Here is a 23,079-nt window from a genome sequence, read left to right on the forward strand (position 1 = left end):
GCAAGGGCTGCTGGCCGCGGGTCGCCAGGCGACGGCCCCGTCGAGTGACGACTTGGGGCGTCGGCGGGCGGGCGTGAATGCCTCGTCCGCCTGCGGCCGTGCCGGTGAAGCGCCCGGCCCGGCGTCATGCTCAGTACGTGGGCACGTGGCCGTCAGGTCGTCCGGCGTGATGTTCTGGCGGTGCGTTTGGCGAGCAGGCCGGCCGCCAGCATGACGAGCAGGCCGATTCCCACACCGCACAGGGTCCACAGGACCCGGTAGCCCTCGGCCGTGTAGTCGGAGGGTTGGGGCAGGTCCACCAGGATGAGCGCGCCCGCGGCGATGGTCGCGGTGTAGAGCGCGTAGTTCCAGAAGCGGATTCCCGCCCCGTGCATGAGCAGGATGAGCGCCACCACTTCGAGGCCGCGTTCGACTGCGAGCAGTCTGAGTCCGGTTTCGTTCACGGGCACCAGCAGCAGCAGTGAGGCGGCACAGGCGCCGATCAACGCCCCGACGAGCCGTTGTGCGCTGACGAGCGTGGCCTGTTCCAGGTTCGGCTTCATCGCGATCATGGCCGCGATCGAGATCCAGCTGCCGTGCGCCAGGTCCAGTCCGTATGCGAGCGCCACGGTGCCGGCGATGGCCAGGGCGCGGATCACCGCGAAGACGATCAGCGGGGAGGTCGGCTTCCGTCGCGAAGTGTCGCCGGGAAGCTCAGGGAAGAGCTTGGGCGAGTCGGTGCGTCCGCGGATCAGCCACCAGAGGAACGTCAGCAGGATCCACAGTGCGGACCCGCCGGTCCAGGCCAGTACCTGGGCCCAGGTGTGGCTGGTGATGTGGCTCGTCTTGTGAAGGCCGACCCCCAGCGCGACGGCGATGATGAACCAGATGTTGAGGAGGAGGGCGTTGACGAACCTGCGGGCCCCGAACACGGCGGCCAGCCCGGCCGCCAGGGTGACCAGGAACGCGGCGAGCACAAGCCAGCCCCAGGCGGCCGCCCCGACGCCGAAGGCCAGCGCGGTCATCCCGGCACCGATCAGCGCGAAGAGCGAGGCGTCGAAGGCGCGGTGTCCGTAGCCGCCGCCCGGATCGGCCAGTGCCGTGAACAAGAGCCCGAAGAGCGCGCTGAGCAGGTACTGCTCATGGCCGATCGCCCAGAAGACGAACAGCACCACGACCATGGCGTCCAGGAACAGCACCGCTCGCGGCCAGTTGAGCCCGGAGGGGTTGCGCGCGAACACTTTCGACAGCCGGCCTGCGGCCTTCCCCTCGTTCGCGGGCTGTGCCGCTCGGTCGCTGTCGTCGGCCACGACCGCTCTCCCTCGCTCATGCGCCGAATGTGCCGCTTCCGCGATGAATTCTCCTGTCCGTGTCATCGGTGTGCCGCTGTTACTGGTGCCTGCGAGTGAACTGAGGCTTGAGGCGTCTGCGGCGGCACGCGATGCGTCAGGGTTGCATGAGCCGACGTGTGAACCGGGTTTCCGTCCGCATGCGCCTCGACTGCTCACCCCGGGCCGCCCGTGGTGCGGCCCCCGCGCCGCTCTGGTCGGGAAACCCAGGGCAGAGCGTGTTGCGGTCGCTCATGCCACGCGTCGACGAAGCGGCCCGGCCGCTATCCCGCCACGGGGTACATCGTTCCGCGCCGCCCCTCCGGTGACGCCAGCCACTCCAGCTTGCCCGCGGTGTCCGCCTCGTTCAGCGGCGTGTGCAGCACGATCGACAGGTCGGGCCGCGCCGGCAGCCTCATCACGCTGGACTCGAAGCACAGCAGCCCGAGTACCGGGTGATTCATCTCCTTGCGGATCTGCCCGGCCTCCTCGATGTCCCGTCGCGCCCACAGCTCGGCGAACTCCGCGCTCGCCGCCTTCAGCTCGGCCGCCACCGCTTGGAATCCCTCGTCGTCCGGGCTGGCCAGGCAGGCGGCGCGGAACTGTGGACGTCGCCCCCAGGGCCGCCGCAGAAGAAGCGGCGAGGACGGGGCTGTCTTTGGGGGTGCGCCGGAACTCTGGCCACGGTGGTCGTGATCGTCGTCGTTGTGCTGGCGGTGGCGTCAGGCGGCAAGGACGAGAGCACCGCCCCTGCGCCCAGTGCGACCCCGGCAGCGAGGACGAAGCAGGGGCAGAAACGGGAACCCGCGAGGGAGCGGGCCGACCTCGTCAGCTTCGAGTTGGATGACCGTTCGCAAGCCGGTATCAGCGACATCTGGCTCGTCTGGACGATCAGGAACAGCAGCAGCGAGAAGTCCGACTACGCCTGGGACTGGGAGGCGGTCGACGCCGACGGCACGCGTGTGGACAGCGGTTCGCAGTTGGAGACCAACGTGCAACCCGGCCAGACGGCGAGAGGCGATTACTTCACGACGCTCAACACCGTGAAGGGCATCAAGCTCAACGTCACCAGCTTCGACCGGACTGCCAGCTACTGAACCGACGGGACATGCCGCGGCACTGTGGCCTCGATGGTCAGGGTGTCGTGGGCTGTGTCCGTGTCGTCCCGCAGGGTTATCAGGACGGTGTGGCGGTCGCGGGCGTGGGCGAGGCGGCCGGTGACCGTCACCTTGTGGCCGCGCACCTCGATCCGCAGGTCGGCCCCGGGCGAGGGCGTCGCGCTCACCTGGTGGCGTGGTCCCGCGGGCCATACCGTCACGGACGCCGAGAACTCCTCTCCCGCCGGGACGGCGATGTGAGCCGGAGTGAGGATCATGAAGTCCTCCGGGTGCCGTGACCCGGTGCCTGTGCGTGCCTGGTTGCCGGTCATGCCGTCAGCGTGCGCCGGCACCGCGGGGCGCAGAAGGTGATGACCGGCCCCTGCCATGGGGCCACTCGGCACCCGGTCGTTCAGACGGGCTCGGGGTGGAACGGGTGGAGCACGTCCTGGCCCGGCTGGACTATGCCGTAGCTGCTCTCGGGTACTTCGTTCCAGGCGCCGGGCAGGTCGCCCAGGGGCTCGGAGACGACCAGGCGGGTCTCGTCGCCGACCTCGCGGAGGAACGCGGTGTCCGGGTGCAGCGCGCGCAGGGATTCCACGCGGGTGCTGTAGAACAGGGACCGCGACGAGCCCTCGCTGGAGTAGCGGAAACCCCACAGCCGCTCACCGTCCGAGAGCGAGACGGTCATCTGCAGCGGGTGGACGACGCCGTGTCGGCGTCCGGTCTCCTCGACCAGGCCGGCCATACGGGCCACGGCTCCCGGTGGGTCCTCGGTGAGACCGAAGGTCAGGGACAGGTAGAACATCAGCTCGGAGTCGGTGGAGCCCTCCATCTCGGGATAGAGGGCCGGGTCGACGGCCAGGGCCAGGTCACGTCTGAGCAGATGGAAGTCGTTGATCATGCCGTTGTGCATCCACAGCCAGCGGTCCCTGCGGAAGGGGTGGCAGTTGGTCTGCTGTACGGCCGTGCCGGTCGTCGCCCTGATGTGGGCGAAGAACAGACCCGAACGGACGTGGTGAGCGACTTCCTGGAGGTTCCGGTTGTTCCAGGCGGGCCCCACGTCCCGCAGGACCGCCGGTGTGGTGATCTCCGGTGCGTACCAGCCGATGCCGAAGCCGTCACCGTTGGTGGTCTCCACTCCCAGGCGGGAGTGCAGGCTCTGGTCGATGAGATTGTGTCGGGGCTCGAACAGGATGCGGCTGAGCAGGACAGGCGTGCCTGAATAGGCGATCCAACGGCACATGCGCGCACTCACCTTCCTCGGGCGAAGGGCGGCGACACTCCCGTAACCAGTATGGACGTCCCGGGCGGGGGCGGCAGGGCGTGGAGCCCGCGGCGCCCCGCCCGGGGCCCGCTCAGCGTGCGCCGGCGGCGTCCGGGCCGTACAGCGCGGCGATGTCCTTGGACTTGGCCCAGCGGCTGTAGGTGGGGGACTGGGGCCAGCCCTCGGGGGAGTCCTGCCACTGCTCCTGGCGGCCGTAGGGGAGGAGGTCGATCAGGCCGAAGGTGTGGCCGAGCTGCTCGGTGCCGCGGCCGTCGGTGTGCCAGGTGCGGTGGACGGTGTCGCCGTCGCGCAGGAAGACGTTGACCGCGTATCCGCCGCCGGGCGGGGCGCCGACGTCGGTCCCGAAGGGGCTGTTCGCGGTCGAGTACCACGTCATCGTGTTGCCGACCCGCTCCCGGTAGGCGAGGGCCTCCTCGATCGGGCCCTGGGTGACGACGACGAACCGGGCGTCGTAGTTGTCCAGGAACTCCAGTCGGGCGTACTGCGAGGTGAAGGCGGTGCAGCCCGGACACTGCCACTCCTGGCCGGTGGACCACATGTGGTTGTAGACGATCAATTGCCGCTTGCCCTCGAAGACGTCCACCAGCCGTACGGGGCCGTCCGCGCCCTCCAGGGTGTAGTCGGGCATCTCGACCATCGGCAGGCGGCGGCGCTCGGCGGCGATGGCGTCGAGTTCCCGGGTGGCGGCCTTCTCCCGGGCCCGCAGTTCCTGGAGCCGGTGCTCCCACGTCGCGGCGTCGACGACGGGCGGCAGTGCGTGTGCGGTCATGGGTTCCCTCACGGAGTGCGTGCGCGGTTCTTTCCTGTGCGGAGGCAGACCCCGTGGGGCTTCGGAACTCATCGGCCGGGAGCGGGGCACGCTTGCGCCGAGCCCCGCTCCCGGTAGCCGCTACTTGCTCGCGGCGAAGCGCATCAGGGCCAGTTCGTCGCCCTGCTTGATCTTGCCGGTGGCGTTGATGACCTCGAGCTTCCAGGTGGTGCCGACCCGGACCGCCTTGGCGACCGCGCAGCCGTTGTCCGTGGTGAGCATGCTCGGCCAGATGTCGGCGACCTGCTGGGAGCTGCCGCCGGTGGCGTCGTAGACCTTGAAGCTGATGTTGCGGGCCTTCTGGAAGGAACTGCCCTTCTTGTAGGCGGCGGCGACGAAGACGATCGACGTGATGTGCGGCGGGATCTTCGCGAACTCGACCGTGACCGTCTCGTCGTCGCCGTCCCCGTGGCCGGTCTGGTTGTCGCCGCTGTGCAGCAGGGAGCCGTTGCCGATGGGGTCGAGCGAGTCCAGGCCCGCCAGGCGTACCGGGTCGCCGTCGTGCATGGCGATGGCGATCAGGTCGAGGTCCGTGCCGGTCTTGCGGCGGAGCTTGCCGATCACTCCCCCGCTGGCGCCCGCGGTGGGGTCCCAGGAGACCCCTATGGACAGATGGGTCACACCGTCCAGGTCGGCGGGACCGTCTTCCTTCGTCAGCGTAATCATGGGGACATAGTGCACGGGCCCGCACCGACGTCCCAGAGCGGACCCGGTCTCGTAGAGTGATCGAGGCCGATGGCGGAGAATTTCGAGTACACGCGCGGTGCAAGGTGCGGTACTGGATCCGGACGGGGAACTGAGGCGTCTACGTCGTTATGGACCTGGAGAAGCAGCCCGCGCAGCAGACGCCCCCGCCCGAGGGATGTCTGGCCGTCGCGATTCGCATCCCCGTACGCATCGTCGTGCTCGTGCTGGTCGTGCCCGTGCGGATCGCCTGGGACGCGCTCGTCGTGGTGGGGCGTTTCCTGCGGGACAGCCTGCTGCGGCCGTTGTGGCGGGCGCTGGTCGTCTGGCCCTGTACGGCCCTGTGGCGCTACGGGGTCGTGCCCCTCGCCAAGGCGGTCGGCCTGCTCGGCAAGGTTCTCCTCGTCATCCCGCTGGTGTGGCTGTACCGGTCGGTGCTGACGCCGGTCGGACACGGCATCGCGTGGATCGTGCGAGGGCTCGTGGCCGGTCTGGTGTGGGTGTACGCGCGCGTGCTCACCCCGGTCGGGCACGGGATCGTGTGGCTCCTCAGGGGCGTGGGCGCGGGCTTCGTCTGGCTCTGCACGATGATCGGGCACGGCCTCGCCTGGGTGGTGCGGGGCGTCGTGGCGGGGCTGACGTGGGTGTACGCGCGCATGTTCACCCCGGTCGGGCACGCCGTCGTGTGGCTCCTCAAGGGGATCGGTGCCGTGCTCCTCTGGATCCTCACGCCGGTCGGGCGTGCGATCGTCTGGTGCGCCAGGGGGCTCGCCTGGCTGGCGGGTGTCGTCGTCACCGGCATCGGGGTCGCGCTGTACTGGATCGCCCGTGTCCTGCTGGTCCTGCCCGCCGTCGCCCTGTGGCGCTGGGTCCTCGCGCCCGTGGGACGGGTCCTCGCCGTCGTCGCCCGGGAGGTGTGGGGCGCGCTGGGGCATGCCTGGCGGATCGCCGGGTACATCTCCCTCGCCGTCGGCCGGTTCCTCGGGACCCTCTTGCGGTGGATCTTCGTCGAGCCGGTGCGCTGGGTGTACCGCGAGGTCCTGACCCCCGTGGGACACGTGGTCCGGGACGTGGTGCTCCGCCCCGTCGCCGAGGCCGCGCGGAGTGTGGGACGCATCACCCGGGACGCGCTCGCCTCCGCCCGGGAGTCCGTACGGCAGGCCCGGGCCGACGTCCGGCGCATCCTCTTCGGCGCACCCCGTGCGAGGGAAGCAGTGGCCCGGCGGGAACCGACGGGCGCCGACACACGTACTCTTGGTAGCAGTACGACCGCACTCACGAAGGACTGAGCGACACTGGGCAAGCGACAGCCCGAAGGCCCGCCGCCCGCACCGGCGGTGCAGCGCATCCGACTGCGCTACACCAAGCGCGGCCGCCTCCGGTTCACCAGCCACCGTGACTTCCAGCGCGCCTTCGAGCGTGCGTTGCGCCGTGCCGAGGTGCCCATGGCGTACTCGGCGGGGTTCACACCGCACCCGAAGGTGTCGTACGCCAATGCCGCACCCACCGGCACGGGCAGTGAGGCGGAGTACCTGGAGATCGCGCTCACCGAGGCGCGCGACCCGGAGAAGCTCCGGCTCCTCCTCGACGAGTCGCTGCCCGCAGGGCTCGACATCGTCGACGCGGTCGAGGCCCGGACCTCGGGACTCGCCGACCGGCTCACCGCTTCCGTGTGGGAGCTCAGGCTGGACGGCGTCGACCCGGCGGAGGCCGGGCGCGCGGTCGCCGCGTTCAGCACCGCCGAGGCGGTCGAGGTCCAGCGCACCACCAAGAACGGCCTGAGGACCTTCGACGCCCGCCCCGCGGTCGTACAACTCGAAACGCACAGTGAACCCGCTGATAGGCCGACCGACCAGCCCTGTGCGATACTGCGGCTGGTTGTTCGGCACGTGACGCCTGCCGTACGACCCGACGACGTCCTGTCCGGTCTCCGCGCCGTGGCCGACCTGGCGCCGCCGGTCCCCGCAGCGGTGACCAGGCTGGCGCAGGGGCTGCTCGATGAAGAGACCGGCACGGTGACCGACCCGCTCGCGCCCGACCGCGAGGCAGTCGAGGCCCACTCAACGGCCGAACCGACTGCCGCCGCGAAGGCGCCGGCGTAAGGAAGGTCCCGCGAAGGACGGGCGTCGTAGCGCAGCCCTCGTACTCGGGAGCCACCTGGGTCGGGCAGCGCACCGACCACAAGACTTTCGCCAGGCCGTACCCAGCAAGGGCGTACGGAACCGGCGAGACAGGACACAGAGAGCTCCCGTGCGGCGCCCGCGCCCCGGACGGCGGCACCGCGCATCGCGCGAGCCGCGGACGTCACCGGCATCCTCGCCGGACCAGGCGCGGCGCCCGGGAGCCTGACGGGAGACAAGCCCGCATGCTCGAACCGACCGAACCCATCGAGGGTTCCGAACAGAACACTCCGAGCGACACCCTGCCGCCGCGTCGTCGGCGCCGTGCCGCGTCCAGGCCGGCGGGACCGCCGGTCGCCGCCGCCGCGGGCGGTGAGGAGGTCGTCGCTCCGGCCATACCGGCCGCGGAGGCGGAGGACCTCGTCACGGACGAGGAGGAGAAGCTCGACGAGAACGTCGCGGCCACCGGGAGCCCCGAGGCTCAGGAGCCGGCCGAGGCCGCCGCGCCCGCCGCGCGTCCGCGTCGGCGTGCGACCCGCCGGGCCTCCGCTCCTGCCGGGGCGCCCGCGGCTGCCGAGGCCGCCGAGACCGTGCTGCCCGTGGCCGCCGCCGAGGCGCCCGCCGAGACCGCGGCCGCCGACAGCGCGCCCGCCGTCGAGGCCGAGGAGCCGGCCCCGCCCGCCGCGCGTACCCGCCGCCGTGCCACCCGTCGGGTGTCCACGCCCGCCGCCACGCCCGCGGCCGACGAATCCGCCGAGAGCGAGGCCCCGGTGACCGCCGAGACGCCCGCCGCCGACGAGGCACCTGCCGACGAGGCCGCCGCGCCCGCTCCCCGTACGCGCCGCCGGGCCTCGCGACGGGCCGCCGCGCCCGCCGGGGCTCCCGAGGCCGCCGAGGTCACCGAGACCGTCGAGCCGGTGGCCGCCGAAGCGCCCGCCGAGCCCGCCGAGGCCGAGGACGCGGCCCCGCGTCGTACCCGCCGCCGTGCCACGCGTCGCGTGTCCGCGCCCGCCGGTGCCGCCGAGGGCGAGGCCGTGGAGGCTGTGGACGCCGCGCCGTCCGAGCCCGCCGTCGAGGCCCCCGTACAGGAACCCGCCGCTGAGGCGCCCGTCGAGGAGGCCGCCCCGCGTCGTGCGCGTCGTCGGTCCGTCCGGCAGGCCGCCACCGGGTTCTCCGAGCCCGCGCGGCGCGGTGCCGCCGCCGGTGCCGACGACGAGGACGGCTCGCCGCGCCGGCCGGCGCGCCCCGCGGTCGCCGTGTTCCAGGCGCCCGTCTTCACCGAACCGCAGTTCCAGACCCCGCAGCGGGCCGCCGCCGAGGCCGCCGCGGAGGCGGAGGCCGGGCAGAGCGAGCCCGTCCGGTCCGTCGAGCCGGTCGAGGAGACCGCCGCCGAGGAGCAGACCGCCTCGCGGCGCCGCCGTCGGCGCCGGGGTGCCGGTGACGAGCCCGAGGCGCAGGAGACCGCCGCCGAGGCCGTCGTCGAGGTCGCCGAGGAAGAGGAGACGGATGAGTCGGCCGAGGACTCCGCCGACGGGGACGACACCGAGGAGACCGGGTCGCGGCGCCGCCGTCGGCGCGGTGGCCGCCGCCGTCGCCGCGGTGAGTCCGCCGATGCCTCCGGTGACGAGGACGCGGACGACTCCGACGAACCCGCCGAGGAGACCGGGCGGTCCGCGCAGGACGACGACGAGCACGACGACGAGGACGACGAGGACGCCCGCTCCGACGAGGCCGGTGGCTCCAGCTCCAGCAGCCGTCGCCGCCGTCGCCGCAGGCGCCGGGCCGGGGACTCCTCCGCCGACACCGAGCCCGGTGACGGCGACCCCGAGCGGACCGTCGTCAAGGTGCGCGAGCCGCGCCCGAAGGCGGAGCCGTCCGACGAGGTGCAGTCCATCAAGGGCTCGACCCGTCTGGAGGCCAAGAAGCAGCGCCGCCGCGAGGGCCGCGAGCAGGGCCGCCGCCGCGTCCCGATCATCACCGAGGCCGAGTTCCTGGCCCGCCGTGAGGCGGTCGAGCGCGTGATGGTCGTCCGGCAGAGCGGTGAGCGCACCCAGATCGGCGTCCTGGAGGACGGCGTGCTCGTCGAGCACTACGTCAACAAGGAGCAGGCCACCTCCTACGTCGGCAACGTCTACCTGGGCAAGGTCCAGAACGTCCTGCCGTCGATGGAGGCCGCCTTCATCGACATCGGCAAGGGCCGCAACGCCGTGCTGTACGCCGGTGAGGTGAACTTCGAGGCGCTCGGCATGGCCAACGGGCCGCGCCGCATCGAGTCCGCGCTCAAGTCCGGCCAGCCCGTGCTCGTCCAGGTCACCAAGGACCCGATCGGGCACAAGGGTGCGCGTCTGACCAGCCAGGTCTCCCTCCCGGGCCGCTACCTCGTGTACGTCCCCGAGGGCTCGATGACCGGCATCAGCCGCAAGCTGCCCGACACCGAGCGCGCGCGTCTGAAGACCATCCTCAAGAAGATCGTCCCCGAGGACGCGGGCGTCATCGTGCGCACCGCCGCCGAGGGCGCGAGCGAGGACGAACTGCGCCGTGACGTCGAGCGGCTGCAGGCGCAGTGGGAGGACATCCAGAAGAAGGCCAAGAGCGGCAACGCCCCGACGCTGCTCTACGGCGAGCCGGACATGACCGTCCGGGTCGTCCGCGACATCTTCAACGAGGACTTCTCCAAGGTCGTCGTCAGCGGTCAGGACGCCTGGGAGACCGTCCACGGATACGTCTCCCACGTGGCGCCCGACCTCGCCGAGCGGCTGTCCAAGTGGACCTCCGAGGTCGACGTCTTCGCCACCTACCGGATCGACGAGCAGCTCGCCAAGGCGCTGGACCGCAAGGTCTGGCTGCCCAGCGGCGGTTCGCTGGTGATCGACCGGACCGAGGCCATGGTCGTCGTCGACGTCAACACCGGCAAGTTCACCGGCCAGGGCGGCAACCTGGAGGAGACGGTCACCAGGAACAACCTGGAGGCGGCCGAGGAGATCGTGCGTCAGCTCAGGCTGCGCGACCTCGGCGGCATCATCGTGATCGACTTCATCGACATGGTCCTGGAGTCCAACCGGGACCTGGTGCTCAGGCGCCTGCTGGAGTGCCTGGGCCGGGACCGGACCAAGCACCAGGTCGCCGAGGTCACCTCGCTGGGCCTGGTCCAGATGACCCGCAAGCGGGTCGGCCAGGGCCTGCTGGAGTCCTTCTCCGAGACCTGCGTGCACTGCAACGGCCGCGGTGTCATCGTGCACATGGAGCAGCCGACCTCCGCCGGTGGCGGCGGCAAGCGCAAGAAGCGCGGGCGCGGCGGCGACGGGCACGAGCACACCCACGAGGCCGCGGCCGTCGTGGAGGCGCCGGAGGAGATCGAGGCCGAGACCGAGGCGGAGGTCGCCGCGGAGGTGGCCGAGCCGATCTCGCTCGCGCCGACCGAGTTCGCGCCGGACGAGGAGCTGTACAGCAGCGTCGCCGAGGCGGAGGCCGCGGCCACGCGCGGACGGGGTCGTCGCCGGACGAGCCGTCGGGCTTCGGCTCCGGCCGGTGCGCCGCGCGGCGGGTCGCGCAGGTCGGGCGGGACCGAGGAGCCGGCCGTCGAGGTGGGCCCGGTCTCCGAGAACGCCGAGGTGCCGACCGCTCAGGCGGTGCCTGCCGAGGTCGAGGCCGAGCGTCCCGTGCAGCCGGAGACGGCCGCCGAGGCGCAGGCCGTGCCGGTCGCGGCGGAGGACCCGGTGGTCGAGGCGGCTCCCGCCGAGGAGGCCGCACCGAAGGGCCGTACCCGTCGTCGGGCCACCCGCAAGGTGTCCGCGCCCGCCGGGTCGCCCGCCGGGGCGGAGGCCACCGTGGTGACGGTCGCCGAGGCCGCGCCGGTGGCCGAGGCACCGGCGGAGGAGGCACCGGCGGTGTCGCCCGAGCCCGAGCCCGAGGCGTCCGCCGAGAGCGCGGCCCCGGCCCGTCCGCGGCGCCGTGCCGTCCGCAAGGCCACCGCGCCCACCGCGTCCGAGGAGGCGGCCGTCGTGGTCGTGCCCTCGGCGGAGGCGCCGGCCGAGCCGGTCGCCGCGGAGGAGCCCGTGGAGGAAACGGTTCCGGCCAAGAAGACGGCCCGGAAGACGGCCAAGAAGGCCACGGCGAAGAAGGCCGCGACCAAGAAGGCCACCACCGCCAAGAAGACGGCCGCGAAGAAGACCGTCGCCAAGAAGACGACCGCCAAGAAGGCGGCGGCCAAGAAGACGGTGGCGGCCGAGCAGCAGTCGTCGCCGTCCGTCTCCGGCCAGGCCGACGAGTCCTGACGGGCGGTCACCGCACAGTTTCAGCCGTCTGAAGATCGAAATCCGCTCCCGGTTCGCCGGGGGCGGATTTCGTGATTCTGTGGGTATTGCGGCCAACGGAAAGTTGTCAACCGGTGATCGATCATGTGAATGGCCGGTGAATCCCCGGCCTGTGCACAGGGTTATGATGTGAGCCGAGATTGACGCTTAATTTAGACAAATAGGGATTTTCGTGAAGGCTCTCGTGCTCTCCGGGGGAGCGGGCACCCGCCTCCGCCCGATCACCCACACCTCCGCCAAGCAGTTGGTGCCGGTCGCCAACAAGCCCGTGCTGTTCTACGGCCTGGAGGCGATCGCCGAGGCCGGGATCAGCGAGGTCGGCATCGTCGTCGGCGACACCGCGGAGGAGATCCGCGAGGCGGTGGGTGACGGCTCCCAGTTCGGGATCAAGGTCACCTACATTCCGCAGGAAGCCCCGCTGGGCCTCGCCCACGCCGTCCTGATCGCGCAGGACTTCCTCGGCGACGAGGACTTCGTCATGTACCTCGGCGACAACTTCATCGTCGGTGGCATCACCGGTCTGGTGGACGAGTTCCGCGCCGAGCGGCCCGACGCGCAGATCCTGCTGACCCGCGTCCCCAACCCCACCTCCTTCGGTGTCGCCGAACTCGACGGCGCCGGCCGGGTGGTGGGCCTGGAGGAGAAGCCGAAGCAGCCCAAGAGCGACCTGGCACTCGTCGGTGTCTACCTCTTCACCCCGGCCATCCACGAGGCCGTCCGCTCCATCGAGCCCTCCTGGCGCGGCGAGCTGGAGATCACCCACGCGATCCAGTGGCTGATCGACCAGAAGCGTGACGTCCGCTCCACAACGATCTCCGGCTACTGGAAGGACACCGGCAACGTCACCGACATGCTGGAGGTCAACCGGTCGGTCCTGGAGACCGTCGAGCCGGTGAACGAGGGCACGGTCGACGAGTCCAGCGAGATCATCGGCCGGGTCCGCATCGAGGCGGGTGCCAGCGTCAGTGGCAGCCGGATCGTGGGGCCTGCCATCATCGGTGCCGGCACGGTGGTCAACGACGCGTACATCGGTCCGTTCACGTCCGTCTCCGAGGACTGCCGGATCGAGGACAGCGAAATCGAGTACTCCATCGTGCTGCGCGGCTCCTCCGTGACCGGCGTGCGCCGCGTGGAGGCCTCGCTCATCGGACGTGACGTAGAGGTCACGCCCGCGCCCCGCAACCCCAAGGCACACCGGCTCGTGCTCGGTGATCACAGCAAGGTGCAGATCTCTTCATGACCACTCGGATTCTGGTGACCGGCGGTGCCGGCTTCATCGGCTCGCACTACGTCCGTACCGTGCTCGGCCCCGAGGGCCCCGGTGACGTCTCGGTCACCGTCCTCGACAAGCTGACCTACGCGGGCAACCCGGCCAACCTCGACGAGGTGCGCGAGCACCCCGGATTCGCCTTCGTGCAGGGCGACATCTGCGACCCCGAGCTGGTCGGCAAGCTGATGGCCGAGCACGACCAGGTGGTGCACTTCGCCGCCGAGTCGCACGTCGACCGTTCCATCGACGGCGGCGCCGAGTTCGTGCGCACCAACGTGGTCGGCACCCACACGCTCATCGACGCGGCCCACCGCGCGGGCATCAAGACCTTCGTGCACATCTCCACCGACGAGGTCTACGGCTCGATCGACGAGGGCTCCTGGCCCGAGACGCACCCGCTGGAGCCCAACTCGCCGTATTCCTCGGCGAAGGCGTCCAGCGACCTCATCGCGCTGTCGTACCACCGCACCCACGGCCTGGACGTGCGCGTGACCCGCTGCTCCAACAACTACGGGCACCACCACTTCCCCGAGAAGGTCATCCCGCTCTTCGTGACCAACCTCCTCGACGGCAAGAAGGTCCCGCTGTACGGCGACGGCGGCAACGTCCGCGACTGGCTGCACATCGACGACCACGTCCAGGGCATCGAGCTGGTGCGCACCAAGGGCCGCGCCGGCGAGGTCTACAACATCGGCGGCGGCACCGAGCTCTCCAACAAGGAGCTCACCGGGCTGCTGCTGAAGGCGTGCGGCGCCGACTGGGAGACCAGCGTCGAGTACGTCGAGGACCGCAAGGGCCACGACCGCCGCTACTCCGTCGACTGCACGAAGATCCGCGAGGAGCTCGGCTACGAGCCCCGCAAGAGCTTCGAGCAGGGCCTCGCCGAGACCGTGCAGTGGTACCGCGACAACCGCGCCTGGTGGGAGCCGCTGAAGGAGCGTGCCGCGCTGTGACCGGCAACCGCACCTGGCTGGTCACGGGCGCGGGCGGCATGCTGGGCCAGGACGTCCTGGCCCGGCTGGACCGGGCGGGGGAGCGGTACGTCGCGCTCGACCGCAAGGCGCTGGACCTCACCGACGCCGACGCGGTGGACGCGGCCCTCGACGAGCACCGGCCCGCCGTGGTCGTCAACTGCGCTGCCTGGACGGCCGTCGACGACGCCGAGGCCCGTGAGGACGAGGCGCTCGCCATCAACGGCGACGGCCCGCGCCACCTCGCCGACGCCTGCGCCCGCACCGGCGCCGTCCTGCTGCACGTCTCCACGGACTACGTGTTCGCCGGGGACGCCACCGAGCCGTACGCCGAGGACGCGCCCACCGCGCCCCGCAGCGCCTACGGGCGCACCAAGCTGGCCGGCGAGAAGGCGGTCCTCGGGTACGAGCGCGGTTACGTCGTGCGCACCGCCTGGCTCTACGGCACCGGCGGCCCCAACTTCGTCAAGACGATGATCAAGCTGGAGGGCGTCAAGGACACCCTCGACGTCGTCGACGACCAGCGCGGCCAGCCCACCTCCAGCGCCGACCTCGCGGGCCTGCTGGTCGAGCTGGGCCTGGGCGCCCTGGCCGGCACCGCCCCGGCCGGCGCCTACCACGGCACCAACTCCGGCGAGACCACCTGGCACGGCTTCACCCAGGAGATCTTCCGCCTGCTGGGCGCCGACCCGGAGCGGGTCCGCCCCACCACCAGCGACGCGTTCGTACGCCCCGCTCCCCGTCCCGCCTACAGCGTCCTCGGTCACGGCCGGTTCGCCGAGGCCGGCATCGAGCCGCTGCGCGACTGGCGCACGGCTCTCACCGAGGCCTTCCCGGAGATCCACCGGGTCCATCTGAAGGAGAACACGGCGTGACGGTCAAGGTCAGCGTCGTCATCGCGGTCTACAACCCCGGCAAATACGTCGAGGACTGCATCACGGGCCTGCTCCGGCAGAGCCTGACCCCGGACGAGTTCGAGGTCTTCTTCGTCGACGACGGCTCCACCGACGAGACCCCGGCCCGCCTGGACCAGCTCGCCGCCGAGCACCCGCACTTCCACGTCATCCACCAGGAGTCCTCCGGCTGGTCGGGCAAGCCCCGCAACACCGGCATCGAGGCCGCCCGGGGCGAGTACGTCATGTTCGTCGACCACGACGACTGGCTGGGCGACGAGGCTCTTGAGCGGATGTACGACTACGGCAAGGTCAACGAGGCCGACGTGGTCGTGGGCAAGATGGCGGGCATCGGACGCCCGGTGCCCCAGGAGCTGTTCCGGGTCAACCGGCCGCGTGCCACCGTGTCCAACGCGCCGCTGATCGACAGCCTCACCCCGCACAAGATGTTCCGGCGGGAGTTCCTCAACGAGCACAACATGCGCTTCAAGGAGGGCCGCCGGCGCCTTGAGGACCATGTCTTCGTCGTCGAGGCCTACCTGCGGGCCAAGAGCGTCGCCGTGCTCGGCGACTACCTCTGCTACTACCACATCACCCGTGACGACGGCTCGAACGCGGGCTTCCAGCGCTTCGACCCGGTCGGCTACTTCGGCAACCTGCGCGAGGCCCTCGACGTCGTCGAGGAGCTGACCGAGCCCGGCGCGCTGCGCGACAAGCTGTTCAGCCGCTGGCTGCGCAACGAGATGGTCGAGCGGCTGCGCGGCCAGCGCCTGCTCAAACTCCCCGAGGACTACGCCGAGGAGCTGTACACCGAGATCCACAAGGTGGTCACCGAGCGCTTCGGGCCCGGTGTCGTCGCCCGTCTCGGACTCACCCAGAAGGTGGTCGCGGGGCTGGTCTTCGCCGACCGCTACCAGGACATCCGCACGCTCGCCGAGTGGGAGGCCGGGATCAAGCCCACCGGCGAACTCACCTCGCTGGAGTGGCAGGACGGCACCCTGAAGGTCGGCTTCGACTCCGAGCTCCGGATCGACGGCGAGCCGATGACGTTCCGCCGTGACGGCGAGCGCCGGCTGCTCGGCCTGCCGCTGCCCGAGGAGGCCCTGGAGGCCCTCGCCGAGCAGGGCATCAAGCTGGACGCCCCGCTCGACAAGAGCGATGTCGACCTCGTCGTGCGCCACCGTGAGGACGCCCGGCAGTTCTACCTGCCCGTGACGAGCGAGCCGCACGAGATCGCCGCCGGTGACGGTGTCCTCCGGCAGCGGATCTCCGCCCGCGCCGAACTCGACCCCGAGACCGCGGCCTCCGGCGCCCCGCTCGACAAGGGCCTGTGGGACCTGCACCTCAGGATCAAGTCCTGCGGCTGGAGCAAGGAGACCCGGCTCGGCGCGGTGCGCGGTGAGGACGTCGAGGCCGGCCGCCTCGCCGCCCTCACCGGCGAGCCCAAGCGGCTCGTGCTGCCGTACTGGACCGAGGGTCCCGGCAACCTCTCGCTCGACGTGGACCAGCACACCAACAAGCTGGAGGGCGAGGCGGTGGCGATCATGCCGCCCGCCGACGCCACGGTCGAGGGCTCCGCCGTACGGCTGCCCCTGCCGCTGCACCTCGCCGCGACCGGCGGTGACCCCGTCCAGCTGCGCTTCGAGCGCAAGAACGTCGGCAAGTACCCGGCCGACGCCGTCCTGGACGGCCGCACCCTCACCGCCACGCTGCCGCTGGAGCAGCTCACCGGGATGCGCTGGGCGGTCCGGATCGGTGTGCCCTCCGCGGCCCGTGGTGAGCGCAAGTGGACGCGGCTGCCCGTGGATGTCGTGGTGGACGCCTCCGGCGGTGCCAAGGTGATCGACCGGCACACTCCGTCCGCGAAGCCGGCCGCGAAGAAGGCGGCCGCCCCCCAGAAGAAGGCCGCCGCGCCGCGCCCGCTGTGGCGCCGGGCCGCCGGGCGTATCAAGCGCGCCCTGACCAACCAGAAGAAGGGCTGAGACCCCCGCGATGCGACCCCTTTCGATCTCCGGTGCCTGGGTGTTCGAGCCGAAGGTCTTCCCCGACGGCCGGGGCAGCTTCCACGAGTGGTTCAAGGCCCCCGTCTTCGCGGAGGCCGCGGGTCATCCGCTGAGCCTCGCCCAGGCCAACATGTCGGTCTCCAGCCGGGGCACCCTGCGCGGCATCCACTTCGCCGACGTGCCGCCCGGGCAGGCCAAATACGTCAAGTGCGTGCGCGGCGCGGTCCTCGACGTGATCGTGGACATCCGGGTGGGCTCGCCGACCTTCGGCCAGTGGGAGATCGTCCGCCTGGACGACCAGGACCACCACGCCGTCTACCTGTCCGAGGGGCTCGGCCACGGGTTCATGGCGCTCACCGACGACGCCACGGTGGTCTACCTCTGCTCGGAGGGTTACGCGCCCGAGCGTGAGCACGGCATCCACCCGCTCGACCCGGAGATCGGCATCGAGTGGCCCGAGGGCCTCGCCCCGCTGCTGTCCCCCAAGGACGAGCAGGCGCCGACCCTGGCCGAGGCGCGCGAGCAGGGACTGCTGCCCTCCTACGAGGAGTGCGTGGCCTACCGCGAGAGCCTCGGCTCCTGACGCGCGGGTTTGAACGCGACGGGGCCCGGTTTGACCCGTTCGGCCGCGGCCCCGTAACCTAGACCGTCGGCGTGTCCACTGGTGACACGCCACATCCCCGTAAACCTCTTCCTCTCGGGTCGCTGTTCCGGCCGGGAGAGGCCGCTCGCTCTGCCGGGCGGCTGGACTGCGGGGGTGCCGTCCCCGAGCGAGAGAGTGAGATCCGCGTGTACGCCATCGTGCGCAGCGGTGGTCGCCAGCACAAGGTTGCTGTCGGCGACATCGTTGAGGTTGACAAGATTTCCACTGCCAAGGTTGGCGACACGGTCGAGCTCTCGACCCTGCTCGTTGTCGACGGCGACGCTGTGACCAGCGACCCGTGGGTTCTGGCCGGCATCAAGGTCCAGGCCGAGGTCGTGGACCACCACAAGGGCGTCAAGATCGACATCCTTCGCTACAAGAACAAGACCGGCTACCGCCGTCGTCAGGGCCACCGCCAGCAGTACACGGCGATCAAGGTCACTGAGATCCCCGCGGCTGCGAAGTAAGGGACTGAGGAGAGATGGCACACAAGAAGGGCGCATCGTCCACCCGTAACGGTCGTGACTCCAACGCTCAGCGCCTCGGCGTGAAGCGCTTCGGTGGTCAGGTCGTCAACGCGGGCGAGATCCTGGTCCGCCAGCGCGGCACCCACTTCCACCCGGGTGCGGGCGTCGGCCGCGGCGGCGACGACACGCTGTTCGCGCTCAACGCCGGTGCGGTGCAGTTCGGCACCCACCGTGGCCGCAAGGTCGTGAACATCGTTCCGGTCGCCTGAGCCCAGGCTCAGACCGAACTTTTCGCGAGGCGGACCTCACTTCCCTGGTGGGAAGGCGGGTCCGCCTTTCGCGTGTTACGCCTGTAGTACCCATGACGTTTTTGGAGGCACCGAACCATGACCACCTTCGTGGACCGCGTCGAACTGCATGTCGCCGCGGGTAACGGAGGTCACGGCTGTGCCTCCGTCCACCGGGAGAAGTTCAAACCGCTCGGCGGTCCCGACGGCGGAAACGGCGGGCGGGGCGGCGACGTCATCCTGACCGTCGACCAGTCCGTGACCACGCTGCTCGACTACCACCACTCCCCGCACCGCAAGGCCACCAACGGCAAGCCCGGTGAGGGCGGCAACCGTTCCGGCAAGGACGGCCAGGACCTGGTCCTGCCGGTGCCGGACGGCACGGTGGTCCTCGACCGGGCGGGCAACGTCCTGGCCGACCTGGTCGGACACGGCACCTCCTTCGTCGCCGCCCAGGGCGGCCGCGGCGGCCTCGGCAACGCGGCGCTGGCCTCCGCCCGCCGCAAGGCCCCCGGCTTCGCGCTGCTCGGCGTGCCCGGCGACCTCCAGGACATCGTCCTGGAGCTCAAGACGGTCGCCGACGTGGCCCTCGTCGGCTACCCGAGCGCCGGAAAGTCCTCGCTGATCTCCGTCCTCTCGGCGGCCAAGCCGAAGATCGCCGACTACCCCTTCACCACGCTGGTCCCGAACCTGGGCGTGGTCACCGCCGGCGAGACCGTCTACACCATCGCGGACGTACCGGGCCTGATCCCGGGCGCCAGCCAGGGCAAGGGCCTGGGTCTTGAGTTCCTGCGGCACGTGGAGCGCTGCAGTGTCCTCGTGCACGTCCTGGACACCGCCACGCTGGAGTCCGACCGCGACCCGGTCTCCGACCTCGACATCATCGAGGCGGAACTCAGGGAGTACGGCGGCCTCGACAACCGTCCCCGCATCGTCGTCCTGAACAAGATCGACGTACCGGACGGCAAGGACCTCGCCGAGATGGTGCGGCCGGATCTGGAGGCGCGCGGTTACCGCGTCTTCGAGGTGTCCGCGGTCGCCCACATGGGGCTGAAGGAGCTGTCCTTCGCACTCGCCGACCTGGTGGGCCGGGCACGTGCCGCCAAGCCCAAGGAGGAGGCGACCCGGATCGTCATCCGGCCCAAGGCCGTGGACGACACCGGCTTCACCGTGGTCCGCGAGGAGGACGGCCTGTTCCGGGTGCGTGGCGAGAAGCCGGAGCGCTGGGTGCGGCAGACCGACTTCAGCAACGACGAGGCCGTCGGCTACCTCGCCGACCGTCTCAACCGCCTCGGTGTGGAAGAGGAGTTGATGAAGGCGGGTGCCCGTTCGGGTGACGGCGTCGCCATCGGCCCCGAGGACAACGCGGTCGTCTTCGACTGGGAGCCGACCGTCATGGCCGGCGCCGAGATGCTCGGCCGACGCGGTGAGGACCACCGCTTCGAGGCTCCCCGTCCCGCCGCCCAGCGCCGCCGCGACAAGCAGGCCGAGCGCGACGAGGCGTCGCAGGAGTTCGACGACTTCGAACCGTTCTGAGTGAACGGCGGGTGACCCCCGGCCCGCCGAAGGACAACCAACCGCACTTCCTGTGAGTCGTACCGGGCAATCCGTACGACCGTCACAGGAAGGGATGCGGCATGCGCGTACAACGAAGAGGGTGGCGCACGGGCCTCGCTGTCGTCCTGGCGCTCGGCGGGGCCGTCGCCCTGCCGGCCGCCGCGGGGGCCGCTCCCCATCAGGTGCGGGACGACTTCAACGGGGACGGTTACGCCGACCTGGCGGTGGGCGCGCCCGACGGGACCGTCGCGGGGAAGGCGAAGGCCGGGTTCGTCGGGGTGCTGTACGGGTCGGCCAGTGGCCTGAAGTCCTCCACGAAGCAGGTGTTCAGCCAGAACAGCGCGGGGATACCGGGCACCGCCGAGGCCGGGGACCGGCTCGGCAGCGCGCTCACCGCCGCCGACCTGGACCGGGACGGGTACACCGACCTGGTCGTGGGGGCGGGCGGCGAGGACGGCGGTTCCGGCCGGGTGCAGGTCGTCTGGGGCGGTGCCCGCGGCCTGGCGGGCGGTGCCACCCTCGCCTCCGGTGCGGCCGGCGACCGGCTGGGCGCCGCGGGACACCTCGCGGCGGGGGACGTCGACGGGGACGGGGCGACCGACCTGCTGACCGCGGTGGACCGGTACGGCCTGGTGGCGACCGGCGGCCCCTTCACCCGCTCCGGCGCGGCCACCGGGGAACGCCAGGTGGTGAGGGACCGGTACGACAGCCGCGTCCTGGACCTCGACGTCGGCGACCTCAACGGCGACGGGATCACCGACGTCGTGGCCGCCCAGACCGGCACCGACACCTTCGACTCCCGGCGGGTCGCGTACTGGTGGGGCACCAAGGACGGCCTCACGCCCTGGAGCCTGGTCTGGGACATCGACGGCGCCGCGCTCCAGGGCGGCGAGAACCTCGCGGTCGGGGACGTGAACCGGGACGGCTACGCCGACATCGTGGTGGGCCGGGCCGTCGACGGCTACGAGAGCGACCATGACGCCTACCGCGCCAAGGGCGGCCGGGTCACCTGGATCCCCGGTACCTCGGGCGCTCCTGACGGAGTGGCGGAGCAGGCCGTCAACCAGGACAGCCCGGGGGTGCCCGGCACCGCCGAGAAGGGCGACGGCTTCGGCACCGACGTGCAGCTCGCGGACGTCGACGGGGACGGGTACCTGGACGTGATCACCGGTGTGCCCGGCGAGGACCTGGGCCCCGCCGCCGCGCCGAACTCCGTCAAGGACGCGGGCGCGGTCGTCGTGCTGAGCGGCCGGGCCGACGGGCTGACCGGGGCCGGCTCGCACCAGGTGGTCACGCAGAACACCACGGGTGTGCCGGGGGCCGCCGAGAAGGGCGACGTCTTCGGCGGGGCCGTCCATGCGGGGGACGCGAACGGCGACGGACTGGCCGATCTCGCGGTCGGCGCGCCCGGCGAGAACGCGGGCGCCGGGTCCGTGTGGTCCTTCCGGTCCCGGGCGCAGTACGTCGTCTCGCCCGGCGGTGTGCCGGTTCCGGCCACCGTCGTTGCTCCTGGGGGTGCCCCCTCTGGGGGAGGGACGTTCACCTTCGGCCACACCCTCCTCGGCACCACCGCCGCGAAGGCCCGTCTGGGCTCGGACTTCGCCAACTAGAACCCAAAAGATCGTCAGTCGGCAGTGTCCTGAAGGCCGTTGCGGCCGGATCACGTTCATCATGTGATACCCGAGTCGCAACGGCTCTTCTGTTGTCTACCTATTTGTCATGCACGCGAACACTCTGGTTCAACGCACGGATCACCCCGAAGCGTGAGCTTCCAGGGTGCCCAAGAGGTCAGCGACGCAAGGGAGTTCGCCCATGTACGGAGCAGCATCACCCGGCCGACGCCGCTTTCTGACCGCCGGCGCAGCCGTGCTCGGCGCCGCCGCCTCCGCCCAGCTGTGGCTGCCGGGCACCGCGCGAGCGGCGGAGCCTCCGCTGCCCGACGGGGTGTTCAACCTCGGCGTGGCCTCCGGAGACCCGCTGCCGGACGGCATCGTGCTGTGGACACGGCTCGCCCCGGACCCGCTGAACGGCGGCGGCATGCCCGACCGAGCGGTGCCGGTCGAATGGGAGCTCGCCGAGGACCAGCGCTTCAGAAAGGTGGTCCGCCGCGGCACCGCCCAGGCGCTGCCCGCCTTCGGACACAGCGTCCACGTCGACGTACGCGGCCTGCGCCCGGGCCGTACCTACTGGTACCGCTTCCGCGCCGACGGACAGCTCTCGCGCACCGGCCGCACCCGCACCGCCCCCGCCCGCAACAGCTCCGGCGGCAGCCTCCGGGTCGCGCTCGCCTCCTGCCAGAACTGGCAGCACGGCTACTTCACCCCCTACGCCGACATGCTGGACCAGGACCCCGACGTCGTGCTGTTCGTCGGCGACTACATCTACGAGTCGGCTCCGTCGTCGTCCGGGCCGCGCCGGCACGAGGGCACGGGGGAGCCGTACACCCTCGTCGAGTACCGCAACCGGTACGCCCAGTACCGCACCGACCCGGACCTCGCCGAGATCCACGCGAACGCGCCCTGGGTGGTCACCTTCGACGACCACGAGGTCGACAACGACTGGGCCGGCGAGATCCCGCAGGACCCCGCCAAGCAGCCGCACGATGCCTTCGTGGCCCGCATCACGGCCGCCTTCCAGGCGTACTACGAGCACATGCCGGTGCGCGCCACCGCCGTCCCCGACGGCCCGCACATCCAGATGTACCGGCGCCTGGAGTTCGGCCGGCTGGTCCGGCTCAACGTGCTCGACACCCGGCAGTTCCGCAGCGACCAGGTCACCAGCCAGGCCGCCGCCCAGGACCCCGCGCTCACCATGCTCGGCGCCGAGCAGAAGCAGTGGCTGCTCGACGGGCTGCACGGCTCACCGGCCCGCTGGAACCTCATCGCCTCGCAGATCATGATGGCCGAGACCGACATCCTGCCCGGCGAGGGCAAGCTCTGGTACTACGACGCCTGGGACGGCTACCAGGTCGAACGCAACGCCCTCCTGGAGGAGTTCAGGACCGTGCGCAACCCCGTCGTGCTCTCGGGCGACCGTCACCTCACGATGATCAGCGACCTCAAGGAGGACTACGCCGACCCGGACTCCCGGGTCGTCGGCGCCGAGTTCGTCGGTACGTCCATCTCCAGCAACGGCGACCAGGACCAGGCCGCCTTCCATGCCCAGTGGGACCCGCTGATGGCCGACAACCCGCACTGGAAGTACATCGACGCCCACCGCGGCTACCACCTCTTCGACATCGACCGGCACGGCATCGACGCGCAGGTCCGGGCCGTGGACACGGTGGTCAGGCCCGAGGCGACGGCGAGCACGCTGGCGCAGCTGCGGGTGGAGGCGGGCAAGCCGGGGGTACGGCCCGCGTAGCGCGGACT

Annotated in this window: 19 protein-coding genes and 1 pseudogene; 14 read left to right on the forward strand and 6 right to left on the reverse strand. The window is 71.2% G+C overall.

The features are described from left to right. Nucleotides 1-152: 152 nt before the first annotated feature. Together EHS43_RS00085 and EHS43_RS00090 are read right to left on the reverse strand one after the other, a co-directional pair. Nucleotides 153-1,289 carry an FUSC family protein gene (locus EHS43_RS00085; RefSeq protein WP_125188203.1) on the reverse strand — a complete coding sequence of 379 codons (1,137 nt, stop codon included), beginning with the start codon at nt 1,287-1,289 and terminating at the stop codon, nt 153-155. Nucleotides 1,290-1,591: 302 nt separating this feature from the next. Beyond that, nucleotides 1,592-1,912, reverse strand: a pseudogene (locus tag EHS43_RS00090) (XRE family transcriptional regulator); the annotation flags it as partial. A gap of 81 nt (nt 1,913-1,993) precedes the next feature. On the opposite strand from EHS43_RS00090, the gene EHS43_RS00095 reads away from it, so the two are divergent. Next, nucleotides 1,994-2,404 (forward strand): hypothetical protein, encoded by a 411-nt coding sequence (locus EHS43_RS00095; RefSeq protein WP_125188205.1) that lies wholly within the window; start codon nt 1,994-1,996, stop codon nt 2,402-2,404. Here the strand turns inward: EHS43_RS00095 and EHS43_RS00100 are convergent. From EHS43_RS00100 to EHS43_RS00115, 4 genes are all read right to left on the reverse strand, one after another. After that, nucleotides 2,398-2,736, reverse strand: a complete 339-nt coding sequence (locus tag EHS43_RS00100) for a hypothetical protein (RefSeq protein ID WP_125188207.1) — start codon at nt 2,734-2,736, stop codon at nt 2,398-2,400. The two genes, EHS43_RS00095 and EHS43_RS00100, sit on opposite strands and share 7 nt — an antisense overlap. Before the next feature lie 80 nt (nt 2,737-2,816). Further along, a complete protein-coding gene (locus tag EHS43_RS00105) occupies nt 2,817-3,650 on the reverse strand; it encodes a class II glutamine amidotransferase (RefSeq protein WP_125188209.1) in 834 nt (277 codons plus the stop codon). Between the two features lie 112 nt (nt 3,651-3,762). Then, the gene (locus EHS43_RS00110) at nt 3,763-4,461 is read right to left on the reverse strand and encodes a DUF899 family protein (RefSeq protein WP_125188211.1); all 699 of its coding nucleotides are present in this window, start codon (nt 4,459-4,461) and stop codon (nt 3,763-3,765) included. 120 nt (nt 4,462-4,581) lie between these two features. Then, entirely contained in the window at nt 4,582-5,166 is a 585-nt protein-coding gene (locus EHS43_RS00115) for a TerD family protein (protein ID WP_125188213.1), read from the reverse strand. Nucleotides 5,167-5,315: 149 nt separating this feature from the next. Here EHS43_RS00115 and EHS43_RS00120 point away from each other — a divergent pair, with 149 nt between their 5' ends. The 13 genes from EHS43_RS00120 (at nt 5,316) to EHS43_RS00180 (ending at nt 23,071) form a co-directional block, all read left to right on the forward strand. Continuing rightward, nucleotides 5,316-6,473: a hypothetical protein gene (locus EHS43_RS00120; protein ID WP_125188215.1), complete on the forward strand. Its 1,158-nt coding sequence runs from the start codon at nt 5,316-5,318 to the stop codon at nt 6,471-6,473. Nucleotides 6,474-6,521: 48 nt separating this feature from the next. After that, a complete protein-coding gene (locus EHS43_RS00125) occupies nt 6,522-7,286 on the forward strand; it encodes a TIGR03936 family radical SAM-associated protein (protein WP_125188217.1) in 765 nt (254 codons plus the stop codon). Nucleotides 7,287-7,549: 263 nt separating this feature from the next. After that, entirely contained in the window at nt 7,550-11,578 is a 4,029-nt protein-coding gene (locus EHS43_RS00130; RefSeq protein ID WP_125188219.1) for an Rne/Rng family ribonuclease, read from the forward strand. Nucleotides 11,579-11,789: 211 nt separating this feature from the next. Beyond that, the gene (locus EHS43_RS00135) at nt 11,790-12,857 is read left to right on the forward strand and encodes a glucose-1-phosphate thymidylyltransferase (RefSeq protein WP_125188221.1); all 1,068 of its coding nucleotides are present in this window, start codon (nt 11,790-11,792) and stop codon (nt 12,855-12,857) included. Further along, the gene (gene rfbB, locus EHS43_RS00140; RefSeq protein ID WP_020116357.1) at nt 12,854-13,840 is read left to right on the forward strand and encodes a dTDP-glucose 4,6-dehydratase; all 987 of its coding nucleotides are present in this window, start codon (nt 12,854-12,856) and stop codon (nt 13,838-13,840) included. The genes EHS43_RS00135 and rfbB overlap by 4 nt, the downstream gene beginning before the upstream one ends. After that, complete coding sequence (rfbD, locus tag EHS43_RS00145; protein WP_125188223.1) at nt 13,837-14,733, forward strand: dTDP-4-dehydrorhamnose reductase; 897 nt, start codon at nt 13,837-13,839, stop codon at nt 14,731-14,733. Before rfbB ends, rfbD begins: the two co-directional genes overlap by 4 nt. Further along, nucleotides 14,730-16,733 carry a glycosyltransferase gene (locus tag EHS43_RS00150; protein WP_125188225.1) on the forward strand — a complete coding sequence of 668 codons (2,004 nt, stop codon included), beginning with the start codon at nt 14,730-14,732 and terminating at the stop codon, nt 16,731-16,733. The genes rfbD and EHS43_RS00150 overlap by 4 nt, the downstream gene beginning before the upstream one ends. Before the next feature lie 10 nt (nt 16,734-16,743). After that, a complete protein-coding gene (gene rfbC, locus EHS43_RS00155) occupies nt 16,744-17,337 on the forward strand; it encodes a dTDP-4-dehydrorhamnose 3,5-epimerase (RefSeq protein WP_125188227.1) in 594 nt (197 codons plus the stop codon). A 206-nt stretch (nt 17,338-17,543) separates the two neighbouring features. Beyond that, entirely contained in the window at nt 17,544-17,864 is a 321-nt protein-coding gene (gene rplU / locus EHS43_RS00160) for a 50S ribosomal protein L21 (protein ID WP_007381993.1), read from the forward strand. 14 nt (nt 17,865-17,878) lie between these two features. Next, entirely contained in the window at nt 17,879-18,133 is a 255-nt protein-coding gene (gene rpmA, locus EHS43_RS00165) for a 50S ribosomal protein L27 (protein ID WP_030961848.1), read from the forward strand. 117 nt (nt 18,134-18,250) lie between these two features. Next, nucleotides 18,251-19,687 (forward strand): GTPase ObgE, encoded by a 1,437-nt coding sequence (gene obgE / locus EHS43_RS00170; protein ID WP_125188229.1) that lies wholly within the window; start codon nt 18,251-18,253, stop codon nt 19,685-19,687. A gap of 101 nt (nt 19,688-19,788) precedes the next feature. After that, on the forward strand, nt 19,789-21,318 hold the full coding sequence (locus tag EHS43_RS00175; RefSeq protein ID WP_125188231.1) for an FG-GAP and VCBS repeat-containing protein: 1,530 nt from the start codon (nt 19,789-19,791) through the stop codon (nt 21,316-21,318). Between the two features lie 202 nt (nt 21,319-21,520). Then, nucleotides 21,521-23,071, forward strand: a complete 1,551-nt coding sequence (locus EHS43_RS00180; RefSeq protein WP_125188233.1) for an alkaline phosphatase — start codon at nt 21,521-21,523, stop codon at nt 23,069-23,071. Nucleotides 23,072-23,079 lie beyond the last annotated feature (8 nt).

Source organism: Streptomyces sp. RP5T, from assembly GCF_003933965.1.
Lineage (GTDB): Bacteria > Actinomycetota > Actinomycetes > Streptomycetales > Streptomycetaceae > Streptomyces.

Coding starts and splice junctions, on each gene's coding strand:
- EHS43_RS00100 (WP_125188207.1), bottom strand. CDS start 2,736: ATGACCGGCAACCAGGCACGCACAGGCACCGGGTCACGGCACCCGGAG.
- EHS43_RS00105 (WP_125188209.1), bottom strand. CDS start 3,650: ATGTGCCGTTGGATCGCCTATTCAGGCACGCCTGTCCTGCTCAGCCGC.
- EHS43_RS00110 (WP_125188211.1), bottom strand. CDS start 4,461: ATGACCGCACACGCACTGCCGCCCGTCGTCGACGCCGCGACGTGGGAG.
- EHS43_RS00115 (WP_125188213.1), bottom strand. CDS start 5,166: ATGATTACGCTGACGAAGGAAGACGGTCCCGCCGACCTGGACGGTGTG.
- EHS43_RS00120 (WP_125188215.1), top strand. CDS start 5,316: ATGGACCTGGAGAAGCAGCCCGCGCAGCAGACGCCCCCGCCCGAGGGA.
- EHS43_RS00130 (WP_125188219.1), top strand. CDS start 7,550: ATGCTCGAACCGACCGAACCCATCGAGGGTTCCGAACAGAACACTCCG.
- rfbB (WP_020116357.1), top strand. CDS start 12,854: ATGACCACTCGGATTCTGGTGACCGGCGGTGCCGGCTTCATCGGCTCG.
- rfbC (WP_125188227.1), top strand. CDS start 16,744: ATGCGACCCCTTTCGATCTCCGGTGCCTGGGTGTTCGAGCCGAAGGTC.
- rpmA (WP_030961848.1), top strand. CDS start 17,879: ATGGCACACAAGAAGGGCGCATCGTCCACCCGTAACGGTCGTGACTCC.
- obgE (WP_125188229.1), top strand. CDS start 18,251: ATGACCACCTTCGTGGACCGCGTCGAACTGCATGTCGCCGCGGGTAAC.
- EHS43_RS00175 (WP_125188231.1), top strand. CDS start 19,789: ATGCGCGTACAACGAAGAGGGTGGCGCACGGGCCTCGCTGTCGTCCTG.
- EHS43_RS00180 (WP_125188233.1), top strand. CDS start 21,521: ATGTACGGAGCAGCATCACCCGGCCGACGCCGCTTTCTGACCGCCGGC.